8 protein-coding genes and 1 tRNA gene are annotated in these 15837 nt (G+C 58.9%); 4 read left to right on the top strand and 5 right to left on the bottom strand.

The genetic code is table 11. From position 1 onward, the window contains the following. Nucleotides 1-206: hypothetical protein (locus ROO76_08890; protein MDT8068268.1), on the top strand; the 206-nt coding region annotated here is incomplete at its 5' end. A gap of 140 nt (nt 207-346) precedes the next feature. Here the strand turns inward: ROO76_08890 and ROO76_08885 are convergent. Both ROO76_08885 and ROO76_08880 read right to left on the bottom strand, forming a co-directional pair. Continuing rightward, a tRNA-Lys gene (locus tag ROO76_08885) sits at nt 347-422 on the bottom strand. Nucleotides 423-546: 124 nt separating this feature from the next. Further along, nucleotides 547-1770: an alpha-hydroxy acid oxidase gene (locus ROO76_08880; GenBank protein ID MDT8068267.1), complete on the bottom strand. Its 1224-nt coding sequence runs from the start codon at nt 1768-1770 to the stop codon at nt 547-549. Nucleotides 1771-1891: 121 nt separating this feature from the next. Here ROO76_08880 and ROO76_08875 point away from each other — a divergent pair, with 121 nt between their 5' ends. Continuing rightward, entirely contained in the window at nt 1892-2341 is a 450-nt protein-coding gene (locus ROO76_08875; protein MDT8068266.1) for a pyridoxamine 5'-phosphate oxidase family protein, read from the top strand. 193 nt (nt 2342-2534) lie between these two features. Here ROO76_08875 and ROO76_08870 read toward each other — a convergent pair whose 3' ends face one another. From ROO76_08870 to ROO76_08860, 3 genes are read right to left on the bottom strand one after another with little or no spacing between them, the layout of a single operon-like run. Then, entirely contained in the window at nt 2535-4355 is a 1821-nt protein-coding gene (locus ROO76_08870) for an ATP-binding protein (GenBank protein MDT8068265.1), read from the bottom strand. Next, a complete protein-coding gene (locus tag ROO76_08865) occupies nt 4355-4909 on the bottom strand; it encodes a YfiR family protein (GenBank protein ID MDT8068264.1) in 555 nt (184 codons plus the stop codon). Before ROO76_08865 ends, ROO76_08870 begins: the two co-directional genes overlap by 1 nt. Before the next feature lie 47 nt (nt 4910-4956). Continuing rightward, nucleotides 4957-7005, bottom strand: a complete 2049-nt coding sequence (locus ROO76_08860) for a TonB-dependent receptor (GenBank protein MDT8068263.1) — start codon at nt 7003-7005, stop codon at nt 4957-4959. 418 nt (nt 7006-7423) lie between these two features. Between ROO76_08860 and pgi the strand changes: the two genes are divergently transcribed. Both pgi and ROO76_08850 read left to right on the top strand, forming a co-directional pair. After that, a complete protein-coding gene (pgi, locus tag ROO76_08855; protein MDT8068262.1) occupies nt 7424-9073 on the top strand; it encodes a glucose-6-phosphate isomerase in 1650 nt (549 codons plus the stop codon). Between the two features lie 583 nt (nt 9074-9656). Then, nucleotides 9657-15605, top strand: a complete 5949-nt coding sequence (locus ROO76_08850) for a PKD domain-containing protein (GenBank protein MDT8068261.1) — start codon at nt 9657-9659, stop codon at nt 15603-15605. Nucleotides 15606-15837 lie beyond the last annotated feature (232 nt).

Raw genomic sequence — 15837 nt, 5'->3', positions numbered from 1 at the left:
GCGCGATTGCGCAAAGCAATCTGACGAATGTGACCTGGACGGTATCGGATACGCAGAACGTAAGCATCAGCAACGTGCATGACGCGACCTACGGCGTAGCTACATGTATAAAGCGCGACATCGGGGCCAGTCACGGGGACGGGCAACGCATCGAGTGGCAGCACGACACCGCCGACCGTCAGCGGGACAGCAAGTTTGACTTGTGAATAAGAGGAAAACTGTGATTCGCCCACGTTGGCGTCCAAAAACGGGACATGAACGTGGGGCACAAATTAGTCGTGGATAGCTGGGCCACCAGCCAATGGTTCGGATGACTCCGGCCGTGGCAGTAAGCCAATTTTGATTTTGGTGAGTGCGGAAGGACTCGAACCTTCGACCCATGCCTTAAAAGGGCATTGCTCTACCAACTGAGCTACGCACCCACGGTACTCTTAAATTTACCACACTGCTTAGCGGATTAACGCAGAGGACGCGGAGGTCGCGGAAGAAACACAGCAAAGATGTTCGTTGCCGTTTTGCTGTTTTTCCCTTTGCTGTTTTGCAGTCTTACCGAGCGCTCGGCAGATACTTCACATACTCGCTATTCAGCTCCGCGACCGACGCAACGCCCAGCAACCGCATCGTCCGTTCGACATCGGCTCGCAGGATCTGCAGCGCGCGTGTGACGCCAGCGTGTCCCGCCGCGGCCAGGCCGTATGCGTACGCGCGACCGATCAGCACCGCTCTTGCGCCGAGGCAGAGAGCCTTGACGATGTCGCCGCCGCGACGCACGCCGCCATCCATCAGGACTTCGATTTGTCCGCGAACGGCCTCGACGACCTCGGGAAGAATGCGGATCGTGGCGTCGCAGCAATCCAGTTGTCGTCCGCCGTGGTTGGAGACCACGACCGCCGCCGCGCCCGCGTCGATGGCTCTTCGCGCGTCGTCGCCAATCATCACGCCCTTCACGACGATCGGTCCGGTCCACACTTCTCGAATCCACTTCAGGTCCTCCCACACAACCGTCGACTCGTCGAGCGCCGCCGCGACATCGGTCATCGGCATCGCTCCTTTGCCCGGAACGACGACATTCGCCAGCGGCGGAACTCCACCGTCGAGCAGGAAAGAGATCAGCCATCCCGGATGCGCAAGAATATTCGGCAGAAAGGGAAGCTTCGCCAACGGATTCTTCCCCAACAGCTCTTTCATTCCGTTCCGCGGATCGCGCTCTCGCAAACCGGAGACCGCCGTGTCGATGGTGATGACCAGCGCCGCGAAGCCTGCCTTCTTGGCCCGCTCCATGGCGCCCATTGCCGCCTCGCGACCGCCCATCAGGTAAAGCTGGTAGAAGGCGAATCCCTGCGTCGCCGCCTTCACGTCCTCAAGCTTGTGTCCGGAAATCGTGGACAGAATGTATCCCGTTCCGGCCTCGCCCGCGGCCTGCGCCGCCGCACACTCGCCCCGCGGATGCATCAAGCGGCTGTAACCGACGGGAGCGAGGATTGCCGGAAAGGCCAGCGCGTGACCAAGGACCGTGGTTCGCAGATCGACGTTATCGAGCCGCACCGCGCTCCTGGGCCGGAAGACGATGTCCTCGAAGGCGCGACAGTTCTCCCGCAGTGTGACCTCGCCCTCGGCCCCGCCGTCGAGGTAATCGAACACAGACTTCGGAACTCTCCGCTTCGCCATCGCCCGCAGGTCCGCGATGTTGACGACAGAACTCAGCTTTCCAGATGAAGTTGACTTGCTCGCTTGCGGTTGCTGTACGCGCTGCGTGGTTTCGGTCGCCATGGTTTATCGAAAGAGGTTAGAACCGATGCTGAGAACAGTCCAGCGGGAAAGACGCGCATCCAACACCTGAAAGCGCCATCAATGGAATAATAGGTTCGTAGCTTGGGCGCGAGAAGCAATCATGACGATCGATGAAATGACCGAGAACGAATGTATGGAGTTTGCAACCCGCATTACACTGGGCAGGCTCGCCTGTGCGCAGGACAACCAGCCCTACGTGATTCCCATCAACGTCGCCTACGACTCCGGCTATATCTATGCTATCTCCACCTTCGGGCAGAAGATCGAATGGATGCGCGAGAACGCCAAAGTGTGCGTAGCCATCGACGAAATCAGCAACGAAATCCAGTGGACGAGCGTCGTCTTCAACGGCGAATACGAGGAACTGGTCGAACCACGCTTCACACACGAACGTGCGCATGCGCGCAGCCTGCTGGAGAAGCGCAGCCGCTGGTGGCAAATCGCCTTTGCCGAGCGCCAGGCCAAAGGTGGTGACCAGCTCATCGATCCCGTCTTCTTTCGAATCAAGGTGCATTCCATGACTGGCCTTCGCGCTCGCGCCGACGGCTGAGCGCAGTTGTCCGCCGCGCACGCAAGTGCATCTCCGCACAGGAAACCCTTCCCCAGGGCCAGCTAGTACCGCCCGGGGGGGGCACGATACGCGCAGCCACATCCTTCGCCTCTTCCAGTTGCGTAGTGAATGGGAGCGGCATGGCTCGCACGATCGGGCCGCATAACACCGAATGCACCTGGAACGTCGCAGCCTATGCGAGTTGGGCGAGCCGACTGTCTTCTTTGGCAATCGCAAACGGAATCACGATCATGAATACCGTGCCACGTCCAACCGTGCTTCGGACTCGAATGGTTCCTTTATGTTTTGCAATAATTTCCTTCGTCACCCACAACCCCAGTCCCGTGCCACGATTTCCCTTGGTCGTATAGAACGGTTCGAAGATGCGGCTTTCCAGGTCCGCCGGGATTCCTTGTCCGTTGTCGGCGATCGTGATTTGTATGCCCTGCAGTCCTGTTCCGTTCGAACTCCCAACCTGCTTGGTTCGTGCAATGAGGCGTCCTCCGGCTTTAGGCATTGCGTCAACTGCGTTGCTGATCAGATTGGTGAAAACCTGCCGCAGTTCGCCCTCGAAGCAGGTGATACGCGTCTTCGCGCCGTATTCTCTCCCTACCTCGACTTCCATATTGCGGAGCCTTGGTGAGAGTAACTGCAGCACCGAATCGATCAGATTGCCCATATCCACCGAGGTGGGATTCGTCGACTGCCGGTAAAAACGCAGAGTCTGCGTGGCAATGTGCGTGACCCGCGATAGTTCCTGGTCCGCCTGCGTCAAAAGGTGCCGCACCTCGGGTGTGAGGGAATCCTGGGAGAGCGCAATGTAAAGCAGATTGGTCACGCTCTCCAGCGGGTTATTGATCTCGTGGGAAATCGAAGCCGCTAACCGCCCTGCCGCCGCCAGTTTTTCGGCCTGCAGCAGTGCCTCCTGCGCTTTCTTCTGTGCGTCGATCCCGATCACCGCCACCAATCCTGCCGCGATATTACCGTCCTTTTCGCGTACCGGTACTGCGCTCGATCTCACCCATGTTTCCGTGCCGTCGCTGCGAACGAGAATGTAGTCCTCTGCGGTAACGACCTCTCCACGAAGCGCGCGAATCAGGGGTCGTTCGTCAAAAGTCACGGGCTCACGATTCGGTCGCATCGCGCTCCAACTTAAAGCGGGTTTTCCGAACGAGCCTGCGGGTTCCTGCAGAATCTCGTCCATGGTTCTGTTGGAGAGAATTATCTTCTGCGACTTTGGATCGACCACCATGATCCCTATCGGAGCGCTCTCCAGCACCGCTCTCAAGCGCGCGCGCTCGGAATCGAGCGCCAGATCCCGGCTCTGGATACCGGACAGCATCTCATTGAACGCATCCACCAGGACGGACAGTTCGTCGCCCGTGCCCGTCTCCGGCACCCTGACGGAATAATCCTTTTCCCTGGACACGAATCGCGCGGAGTTTGCGAGTTCGACAATTGGTCGTGCAACCGCGCGGCGAAATGCCGATGACAAGAGGATTGCCGCCAGCAGCGACAGACCCAAGACGCCACCGACGATCATCAGGTAACTCCGTAGCCTCTGCCGTATAGGGGAAGCGTCCGCTTTGATGGTGAGGTAACCGACGACCTGATCGCCTGAAAGTAACTGCCGCGTCAGAACTAACGTTCGATCCGGGTACTCTTGCACCGTCGACGTCGGCGTTCCCATGGCCGTGATCGCCAGATCAGGTCTCCTGCTGTAGGACGCAAACAGGTGCCCATCCGCGGTGAAGAGACTGGCGGCGAGAATGTTGGGGACGCTATCCAGTGCGCTCAAGGTGTTTCGCGCTGTCTGGGGGTCGGCGAATACGAGTGACGAGACACTGTTTCTGCCTACTACATCGGCCTGTGCGGAGATGTTCTCCAGGAGAATTCGCCGGTAGCTCGACTGGTCGTAGACGATGAGAGCAATAGCGGTAATTGCAAGTGCCGTGGCGCTGACGAGTACGTTGAGCCAAGTGAGCTTTCGCGAAATGGAAGGTTGGAGGCGCACTAGACACCCCCCGGTCCACTTTCGCGTTGTACGTACTTGGCTACCTTTAACAGCTCGGAACTGACCACAAATCCAGCCTTCTGGGCGGCCGAGAGATTCACGATGAACCTCACGCGGTCGTCTTCATCGACGAACTGGATCATGCCCCCGCGACGGACGAAGTCAGGGATGTCGCTCACGGTCAAGGCCGGATATTTCGCCAGTTCCACTAGCGTCGACTGCAAATGGCTTTCCTGGGAAGAACTGATGAAAACTATCTGGCAGGTGGATGCCTCCTGAGCACCTCGGATGCGCCGAACATCCGCTGGTTTCCCGCCCAGCTTTTCGCCGGCCACAATGGAATCGAGTACCGGCCCGAAAGGGTCCTGCCCGAGGAGGCAGATCGAGAAGGTGTCTCCGGTAATTCTCGGCCAAGTGACGTACTTTCCGAAATTGAAGAGGAAGGCAGCCTTCAACTGGGCTTCCGTGGGCCTGATCTGCTGTCCATCCAGCGCGAGTTCGCCATTGGCCAAAAGGGCGATCGTAAGGAGAACGTGCACTACGAGTCGATTCACACGTCGTAGTATCTTGCGCGGCCCACGTACTCGGTTCGACTCCCGCATCAGTGCACCCAACTCAGCTCGATATAGGCGCTTCGCCGGATCCCGACCAGGGTGATGTCGTTGGCTGTCGCTCCCGGGTCTGTCCCGAACTCTAGATGATGCGGCTGAAGCAGATTACGTCCGACGAGTGCAATCCGAAATCCGTTGTCAAATTGCTTCGAAAACCGAGCGTCGGCCGTCGAATAGGCAGGCACTTTCTGGGCGGGAAGGGAACTGACGAAACGAAAGTCGAGATCGAGCAAGAAGGCCGAGGGCAGATCAAACGAAGACGTCGCGGTGACCTGGTGCTGTGGGCTGGAGCCCATAATCTGCGGCGCCGTGCCGATGTCTATCGAGTTCGGCGACCTCGCGATACTCATGTGCAGGTACGAATAGGACCCGCGAAGCCGGAAGAAGTTCGTCGGACGCCACTCGGGCGAAACTTCAAACCCTTTCGTATTCCCCATTAGGCCGTTGCCAAACTCCGCAGGCAGAAGGTAGTGCGTCGGCTGCGGCGTGGTCTCCAGGTAGGGTCCCCCCGTGATGTCCTCGCTGAATAAATCGCTGTAGTGGTTATAGAAACTTGCGACATCGACAAAGAGCTTTTTGCTTATAAGTTGCCGGTAGCCCAACTCGAACCCATTCATGTGTTCCGGGCGGAAGTCCTTGTTCGCATTGAAGCGCGCGAAGAAGGGCGTTCCGTCAGGGGCGAGCCCAAGAAAGCCCGAAAGGTAGAAGTCGTGCTCGGCGTCTGATGGTGTTCGCACCGCTTGCGTCGCCGCGGCCCAGAACGTCATTTTGTCATTTGGCGTCCATAGCAGCCGAGCGCTGGGTTCGGGCTCGAACTCAGTAAAATTCGTGTGCAACAGTTTCGTCCCGATAGTCAGCGACAGCCGCTGCGGCACAATCGCGAACTCATCCTGGATAAACCCCGTAATGAGGGCGTCGGTTCTCTTTGCCGGGCTGAAGGTCAGACCCGAGACCACCTGGAGATCATTGCCGCGGCTGAAGCGCGCGCCGAATCCGAACGTAAAGTCATTCCGCGTTATTCGCGCGTGTTGAACGTAATCGACGTCGAAAGTGTCTCTAACATCCCCAAAATTGGGTTCGTGCCGGTTCGTGCGGTCGTAATATGCCTGCACCTGGATGTCGTTGCCGTCAGAAATACCGTGCGTCCACCTCCCGAGGATGTTGCCTCCAGAGAGATGCGCGTTGGCATCGATTATCCGGGAGAATGGAGCTGTGTAACTCGTCGCGACCACGCTCTCGCCGTCTTCCTGCTTGTACAAATCTCCCTGTACCGTGAAGTGGTTCTTTTCTCCATTGTTCCAGTCCGTGCGGAAGCCACCCTGCCCACCACGCCAGTCGTCGAAGTTCCGGCCATCCGGGTGATACATCGGTCCCCGCGTAAACCACTTGCCGTAGACCCGGTAGTTGAAACCGCCCTTCGTTGCGCCGCCGTAGCGGAAATTCGCAAACCCTTGCTGGACGTTACCGCCGCCGACTTCTACGCGCGTCCCATGTGTCTCGCTGGCGCTCTTCGTAATGATGTTGATAACGCCGTTAACTGCGTTCGGGCCCCAGATGGTCCCCCCGGGACCGCGAATCACCTCGATTCGATCGATGTCCGATAGCAAGGTGTCCTGGACTTCCCAGTAAGTTCCAGCCAGCAGAGTGGTGTAAACCGTGCGCCCATCGATCAAAACCAGCACTGAGCGCGACAGCCTGCTTCCAAAGCCGCGAATGCCGATCGCCCATTTGTTACTGTCGATCTGTGCGACCTCAACCCCAGGCGCAAGACGCAACGCGTCCGGAATAGTGCTCACCCCGGCCCGACGTATGTCCTCGGCTGTAATGACGTAGACCGCGGCCGGCGCGCGAAACGCATTGGTCGGCCCCTTGCTCGTGGTTGTGATTTCGATGTTTGAGAGTTGCTCGAGCGAGAGTTGCTTCAATTCTTTTGCGGTCTGTTGATCGTTCTGCGTGGCATTGGCCGCACGACAGGGAATGATGCTCCCGAGCACGAGCACCAGAACCGTAAATTGACGACAGTTCACGAGCAGACGCATAAGAGCGTTTCTCTAATCATCGTTTGGTACCTTGAATTCGGGTCGAACAACCCTGACGAACAACTATTCTGGCAGCTCCCCACGACGGCCACCCTTGCGGGCGCGTCATCTGCCGAAAGTTTTATGAGATTAACCGACATCCCCCGTTGCTGTAAACCTGCGTTTTATAAGGGATTAGGGCAAATACGTAAAAGTTGGATGCAGCTTCTCTGAAGTGAGTTGTGTCTGCCGTTCGGCTCGCATTCATGAACGGCTCCGACGACCTAATCCATTCCTGCGAAAACCGAAGAATAGGACGTTGAGCCGTTGCTGTTGACTATTCGGTTCCGCTGTTCGGATATGCGGTTGTCCTTCAAAAGTTGGAATCGGCCCGCGATGGCAGTAGCATCTATACCTTCGCATTCATAATGGAGAACCGATGAGCACTCCGACCGGCCTGCAACTACAAACTCCTGTCGACACTTCCGCATGGAAGTCACTCCGCTCTCATTTCGAACAGGTCAAGAACGTTACTCTCCGCCAGTTGTTCGCCGAGGATCCCAAGCGCGGGGAGCATCTCACGGCCGAGGCCGCCGGACTCTTCCTCGATTACTCCAAGAACCGCGTCACGGACAAAACCTTGCGCCTGCTCGTCGCTTTGGCGAATGAGTGCGGTCTCCGCGAGGGCATAGACGCCATGTTCCGCGGCGACAAGATCAATTTCAGCGAGAATCGTTCGGTTCTTCACGTCGCCCTGCGCATGCCTCGCGGAGCATCCATCGTCGTCGACGGCAAGAACGTCGTAGAGGAAGTCAACGAAGTCCTTGATCGCATGGCGAAATTCGCCGAGAGCATCCGCAACGGCGAGTGGCGTGGTTTCAGCGGCAAGCGCATCCGCAACGTGATCAACATCGGTATCGGCGGCTCCGACCTTGGCCCCGTCATGGCCTACGAAGCTCTCCGCCATTACAGCAAGCGCGACCTCAACTTCCGCTTCATCTCGAACATCGACGGCACCGACTTCGCCGAAGCCACCCACGGACTCGATCCCGAAGAGACACTCTTCATCATCTCGTCGAAAACCTTCACCACGCTCGAGACGATGACCAACGCCCAGACCGCGAAACAATGGTCGTTAGCCAAACTCGGCGGCGAGAAGGCCGTCGCGAAGCATTTCGTCGCCGTCTCCACCAACGCCGCCGAAGTCTCAAAGTTCGGTATCGACACGGCGAACATGTTCGGATTCTGGGATTGGGTCGGCGGGCGGTACTCCATGATGTCGGCTATCGGCCTTTCGACGATGATTGCCATTGGCCCGGAAAACTTCCGCGCCATGCTGGCGGGCGCGCACGAAATCGATGAGCACTTCCGAACGACGCCTTTCGAGCGCAATCTCCCGGCGATCATGGGCCTGCTCGCGGTCTGGTACAGCGATTTCTTCGGCTCTGAGACAGTCGCGGTCCTCCCGTACGACCAGTACCTCAAGCGTTTCCCCGCTTACTTGCAGCAATTAACGATGGAGAGTAATGGCAAGCACGTCACCCGGGGCGGCGCCCGCGTCACGTACGAAACCGGAGCGATCTATTGGGGAGAGCCGGGCACCAACGGGCAGCACTCGTTCTACCAGCTCATTCACCAGGGCACGCGCCTTATTCCGTGCGACTTCATCGGCTTCGCACAATCGCTCAACCCGCTCGGGGAACACCATGACCTGTTGATGGCCAACATCTTCGCGCAGGCCGAAGCGCTCGCCTTCGGCAAAACGCCGGACCAGGTCAAAGCCGAAGGCACGCCCGACTGGCTCGTTCCGCACCGCACCTTCGAGGGCAACCGCCCGTCGAACGTCATCCTCACCGAACGCCTCACACCGACCACGCTCGGCAAACTTGTCGCCCTCTATGAGCACAGCGTCTTTACTCAAGGCATGGTGTGGTGCATCGATTCCTTCGATCAGTGGGGCGTCGAACTGGGCAAAGTGCTCGCGAAAAACATCTATCCCGAACTCGCCGCCGCCCAAGAACCGCCACTGAAGCACGACAGCTCAACCAATGCGCTAATCCGGCGTTATCGCAATATGAAAGGGAAGTAGCAAATTAGCGATCCATCAGATGTCCGTTCTCCGCGTTCCATGCGCGCGAAAAGCAGAGTTTCTCAGTTTTACCGTTAGCTCCACCTTCGTGTTCCCATAGTCAACATACTTCCTGATTAGGGTTCTTCTCTGATTGCCGTCCTCGCATCGGCAGTCGACAATCCAACCGAACGAAGAAGCCTTGTTCGCCGCAAGCGAGCCGCAGTACGGAGACCCAGAGTCACAAAAGCGAAAACCCGCGAATCGGCATTCGTGGGTTTCCGCCCAGAAAACTCTTTGCCTCAGTGTCTCTGTGGCGAATTCGGTTCTAAGCGTGGAACGACGTTAAAAATTGTAATTACCAAGACTTAGGGCCCGGGTTTGCGATATAAAAGGTACGTTCCTGAATTCTGGAAATTTGATGTTGGACGGCCTGCAGTAAACGGTCCGTTTCTGTACGGATCGAGTGCGTTTGGCTCAAGCACATCAAACGTGCGCTCGTCTTCAGCCGTAATGCTTCTGCAGCCGAACTCATTATCTTCATAGACCGTCTGCCGGTGCGACCCGTTCCGCCGATAACGGTGTATCCCTGCGTGGGAGGATTATGCTCTACCGTCGTACCGCTCTTCTGGGTGTCATTCTCGTTCTTCTTGCCTTCATCTCCGGCTGCGGCAAAAGCTCCGGCTCGGGTGGCGCGCCCAGCATTGCCTCCCTTTCCGTTTCCAAGGTCACCGTAGGCTCGCAGGCGACCACAATTACAGTTACGGGGGCGAACTTTACCAAGAGTTCTGTCGTCAACTTCAATGGGACGGCGCTCACGACAACCTACACGAGCCCGACCCAGGTGAGCGCAACAATCCCGGCATCGTCTCTTACTACCGCCGGTACCTTTGGAGTTACGGTCACGGATGGCGGCCGCACGTCTAATTCCGTCAACTTCACTGTTTCGTCTGCCGCTCCAACCATTTCTTCGCTGAACCCCGGCAATGTGACTGCGGGCAGCGCCGGCTTTGTGCTCACCGTTACCGGTTCCGGGTTCAACCCGACTTCGACGATCAACTGGAACGGCAACGCAATTTCCACCACGTACCTCGACAGCAGTCAGCTCAACGCTGATATCCCGGCTTCGCTCGTCGCGTCGTCGGCCTCTGTACCGATCACCGTCACGACGGGAAGCAGTGGAACCTCCACTGCGCAGAACTTCCTCATCAATGCTCCTGTGCCGGTCCTCACCGGCATCAATCCGACGACGGTTTATGCCGGCTCCGGAGACATCACGCTAACCGTTAACGGCAGTCACTTCCTTCCCAACTCAACCGTCCAACTCGGTGGTTCCAGCCGCACTACCGTCTTCATCAGTTCATCGCAACTGACCGCAAGCATTACCGCGGCCGATCTTGCTTCCGTCGGAACGCCCGCCGTCACCGTCGTTAATTCAGCTCCGCAGGGCGGGACTTCAAACCCAGTTCAGCTGAACATTGTCACGCGCCCCGCGAACCAGCCCCCGGTCGCTAATGCCGGTCTCGATGAGACCGTCGCCGTTGGCTCGACTGTGAATCTCAGCGGCTACGGCTCCAGCGATGGCAATGGATCTCCGCTGACTTTCCAGTGGACGATGGCATCGGCTCCCAGCGGCAGCACCGCGACTCTCTCGAATGCAAGCTCTCCAACGCCGAGCTTCGTCGCCGACGTAGCAGGGAACTATCTTGTCCAACTCGTTGTGAGGAATGGGACGGCCACCAGTGCTCCTGCGATTGTGACCATCAGCACCGTCAATTCCATGCCGGTCGCAAACGCCGGCTTCAACCAGACTGCCAAGATCGGCGTGACCATCCAACTCGACGGCACGCATTCAACCGACTTCGACGGCAATCACCTGACCTACAAATGGACGCTGGTCAGTCCCTCCGGCAGCTCGGCGGCTCTTTCCAGCACTACCAGCCCGCAACCGACATTCGTGGTGGACAAAGCTGGAACCTACCAGGCGGACCTGATTGTCAACGATGGCATTGTTGACAGCCACATCTCGCGCGTCTACATCGACACTTCAAATTCCGCGCCCATCGCCAACGCCGGACGTAACCAGGCCGTGCAAGTCGGCGCCACCGCGCATCTCGACGGCAGCGCTTCAAGTGACTTTGAAGGCGATCCGCTGACATATTCGTGGGCGATCACGAGCGCTCCCGCCGGCAGCAGCGCCGGACTTTCGAACGCGAATTCCATACGGCCGACTTTCGTTGCCGACAAGGCCGGAACTTATCTAGTCCAGTTGATCGTCAATGACGGCACGGTCAATAGCGTTGCTTCGACCATGACCGTCAGCACGGTGAACACTCCGCCTGTCGCGTCGGCAGGCCGTGATCGCACAGTTACAACGGGTTCCGACGTTCTGCTCGACGGCAGCGCTTCCACCGACGCCAACGGCAACGCGCTCTCCTATCGCTGGGCGCTCATCGCGCGTCCCTCCGGAAGCACTGCGACTCTTTCATCTGCAGCTTCGGTTCAGCCCTCGTTCACCGCGGACGTCGCCGGAACCTACGTCGCGCAGTTGATTGTCAACGACGGCACCGCGAACAGTGCGCCTTCGACGGTCACCATCAGCACCACGAACTCCGCCCCCGTCGCCAACGCTGGACCCGGCCAGACCGTCGCCGCTGGCGCGACTGTTCAACTCGATGGCTCCGGTTCCACCGACGTTGATGGCAACGCGCTGCAGTTCTATTGGGCGCTACTCAGCAAGCCTGCCGGCAGCGCGGCCGTCCTTTCCGATCCGACTGTACCCAACCCGGTTTTCGTCGCCGACAAAGCCGGTGACTACGTCGCCCAGTTGATGGTCAACGACGGACACTTCTACAGTTCGGCCTCAACCGTCACAATTTCGACCTCGCCTGTGGCCCCGATCGCCAATGCTGGAAAGCCGCAGCACGCGACCGTGGGCGGCGCCGTTCAACTTGACGGCAGCGGTTCCTTCGATCCCGGCGGCGGCACGCTCAGCTACGCCTGGGCCCTCGTCTCCAAACCCGCCGGCAGCACCGCCGCGCTCAGCAGTTCCACTGGGCAGAAGCCCAGCTTCACTGCCGATATTGCGGGCGATTACGTCGCCGAACTCTTTGTCTCCAACGGAATCGTCACCAGCGCGCCCGCCACCGTTCTCGTGAGCACGGTTTACGCGCCGCCATCGGCCAGCGCCGGAAGCAACCAGAGCGTGAATGTAGGCTCCGCGGCCAACCTCGACGCGAGTGGCTCCAGCAGCCCCGAAGGCTACTCGCTGACTTACAAGTGGTCTTTGATCGGGCTGCCATTGGGCAGCACCGCTGCGCTCAACGATCCCACCTCGCAAACGCCGTCTTTCACGCTCGACAAGCGGGGCACCTACATCGCACAGGTGATCGTCAACGATGGCCATAGCGACAGTGCTCCGCGAACTGTCATCATCACTTCGTCGAACCGTGCGCCGGTCGCAAATGCAGGGCCAGATCAATCGCCGAGCGTCGGCTCCACGGTCACGCTGGACGGCACCGGTTCCACTGATCCCGATGGGTACGGGCTGACATATCAGTGGCGCTTCACGTCGATCCCCAACGGTTCCACTGCAACGCTCGCCGGTGCAACCACCTCGAAGCCAACTTTTGCAGCTGACCTTCAGGGCACCTACACCGTTGAACTGGTTGTCAGCGATGGCCTCCTGACCTCGACGCCGGACACCGTCAACATCACGGTTGGCCCGAATACCAATATCAGCTTTTCGCCTTCGCCGCTCGACATGAACGGCAATTCCACGGCAACCCTCATCTTGACTCTCGGACAAACCGCTGGTTCCGGTGGAGTCACGGTCAACCTGACCAGCAGCAACACCAGTGTTGCTACGGTTCCCGCAAGCGTCACAGTGTCATCGGGTTCGTCCACCACGTCGGTGACAGTCACCTCGGTTTCGGCCGCCGGATCCACCACCATTACAGGGACCGCCAGCGGCTACACGACAGGGTCAGTCACCGTTAATGTAACGGTGAACAGCATGACTGTTCCCAACATCACCGTTGGCAAGGACCTGCAAGGCTCCGCCGCCGTAACCTTCGGCGTCGTCACTGGCGCATCCACCGACATCACGGTCACGACCACTGACACCTCGAAAATCCTGCTCTCGAACAGTGCCACAGCGAAGGGGAGCGACACCGTTAAGGTGACCGCCGCCGCCGGTTCCAAGACCAGCCCCTCATTCTTCGTGCAGGCTCTAACCGATACCGGTACGGCGACGCTGACCATCAAGGCCTCGGGTTATCTCGACACGACCGCGACGGTCACGCTCGCGCCTTCCGGCTTTATCATCCGAAACGGCACGTCTGACACGCTCAATACCTCGGTCTTTGCCGCTGACTCCACGCTCACCGTATTGCCCGCATACTTGGATCCAACCACTAAGAACGTTCTCGGGACGGAAACCCTGCGCGGGGGCATGAGTTCGCAGACGATCAAGCTAACCAATTCCGATAAGACCGTCGGCACCATCAGTACGAGTTCCATCTCTCTCGGCGCCGGAACACCGTATGCCACGCTGACCTTCCACCCCCTCGCCACCGGGACCACCAACATCACCGTCACCGAACCGAGCGGCTTCACCACGCCCGCGAATTTCCAGGTGATGAAGGTCAATGTTGGCAACGCCACTGTCACCATGAACCCGCTCACGGTTGGCAAAGACCTCCAGGGCGTTGACACGATCTATCTCGGTGACCCAGCACCAAGTCCCGACGGCGTTGACGTAACCATCACCAGTTCCGATCCGTCCAAGGTCGTGGTCTCGTCCGATCCTGTAACGGCGGGCGCAGCCACTACCACGGTTCACGTCAATGGTGGGACGCGAGGGTTACCGCAGTTCTATGTTCAGGCTCTCGCTTCCAGCGGCACCGTTACCCTCACGGCCAGCGGGACTAACCTTACCGACGGCACGACAACGATCACACTCGCGCCGTCCGGGTTCGTCATCGTCAACTCAGGCATCAACAGCGGCTCCACTGGAGACAGCACTGTCACCCTTGCGACTGCGGTTCTCAACAGCTCCCTGGTTCCGACCGGGACGTCGCAGGGGGTTCGTCCCGGCGCTGCTCCTGTCAATCTCGGAATCACCAGTTCGAACACCGGCGTCGCGACTGTAACCAGTCCGATCAGCTTTGCTGCGAACGTCGCGAGCGCGACCTCGACTTTCCATCCAGTCTCGGGTGGAACCACCACCGTCGCCATCCAGACCCCGTCCGGCTTCAGTACGCCGACGCAATATCAATCCATCACGGCGAATGTCGGGCTGCCCGGCATGACCACCAAGACCGCGTTCACGATCGGCAAGGATCTGCAACAGCCGAACACGGTTACGCTGAACACGGCGCCGGCCAGTCCTGTCGCGGTCACCGTGACCAGCAACTCCACTGCGGTCGCCGTCCTCAGCACTGATCCGGCGTCCGCCGGCACCGGTTCGTTGACCTTCAACAACATCACAGGAAGCACGCCCAACTTCTATATCCAGGGCATCAGCATCGGCTCGACCACGCTCACGGTTAGCGCGCCTGGCTATGCCGACACCACCATTCACGTCACTGTTAATCCATCCGGATTCATCATGGATACCGGGAGCTTCAACGCGAATGTGAACGACACGAAGACGGTCAATATCGCTCCCGCCGTGCTCGACTCAACGACGCTTAACTACATCGGCCTGCAACCGCTGCGTGGTGGCGTCAGCGCGTCCGTCGGCCTTACCAGCAGCAACACGGCTGTGGGCACCATCACCACGCCGGTTGCGTTCGCGAGCAACCAATCGGTGGGCAGCGCCACATTCCACGCTCTCGCCGATGGCGAAACGACGCTCGCGACCGTTGCCCCCGCAGGCTTCAGCACGCCCATGACCTACGGCAGCATCACCGCATCCGTCGGTCTACCCGGCCTGACTACGAACACTCAGGTCACCGTCGGCAAGGACCTCCAACAGTCCAACACCGTCACACTCAGCACGACACCGACAACCCCGGTTGATGTGACGATTGCCAGCAGTTCCACCTCAGTCGCTACCGTCAGCACCGATCCCACCGTCGCCGGCACCGGAACCGTGACCTTCAGCAGCATCAGCAGCACCACACCAAACTTCTACATCCAGGGCATCAGCCAGGGTACGACCACGCTGACCGTGACTGCCACCGGCTATGCCACAACGACCATCAACGTCACGGTGAATCCGTCCGGGTTCATCATTACCTCGGCTGATTTCAACGCCATCACCGGGTCCGATACTCCGGTTGGCGTCGCCTCCGCCTTGCTTGACGCCAATTCGAACTTCCTCGTCGTGCAACCGGTACGGGGCGGCATTAGCATCCAGGTCCCGATGTCAAGCGACAACACCTCGGCGGGAACCATCACGACGCCGGTCACTCTGTCTTCGAGCCAGTCTGCCGGCAGCGCGACCTTCCACGCTGTCGCTGTCGGTACGACACACGTGAACGTCGGAACTCCGACCGGCTACAACACGCCAACCAGCCGAACCTCAGTCACTGCAACCGTGCAGTAAGTTGGGGAAGGCGATGTAGACGTGAACGCAGGCTAATTAGGGCCCCATCCTGGCTTCCTTCGTCAGGGTGGGGCTTTTCTTCGCGGTGAACAGTCGCCTCGCGCAGTCCGCTGACTCCGCTCTGGACGGGTGTTCACGCCAGATTGCTTAAGTAAGCAACTTCCTCAAAACAAACTCGCATCTATTTTTGCCAGTCTGGTCTTCCCCCAAAACAGCGGGTGAGGAGTGCCCA

The organism is Terriglobia bacterium, from assembly GCA_032252755.1.
GTDB lineage: Bacteria > Acidobacteriota > Terriglobia > Terriglobales > Acidobacteriaceae > JAVUPY01.
Note: the sequence above shows the minus strand (reverse complement) of the source record. Positions and strands in the feature narration are given on the sequence as shown.

Bases quoted from the DNA above. Each gene is read 5' to 3' on its own strand.
- ROO76_08880 (MDT8068267.1), bottom strand. From the start codon at position 1,770: ATGGCGACCGAAACCACGCAGCGCGTACAGCAACCGCAAGCGAGCAAG.
- ROO76_08875 (MDT8068266.1), top strand. From the start codon at position 1,892: ATGACGATCGATGAAATGACCGAGAACGAATGTATGGAGTTTGCAACC.
- ROO76_08860 (MDT8068263.1), bottom strand. From the start codon at position 7,005: ATGCGTCTGCTCGTGAACTGTCGTCAATTTACGGTTCTGGTGCTCGTG.
- pgi (MDT8068262.1), top strand. From the start codon at position 7,424: ATGAGCACTCCGACCGGCCTGCAACTACAAACTCCTGTCGACACTTCC.
- ROO76_08850 (MDT8068261.1), top strand. From the start codon at position 9,657: ATGCTCTACCGTCGTACCGCTCTTCTGGGTGTCATTCTCGTTCTTCTT.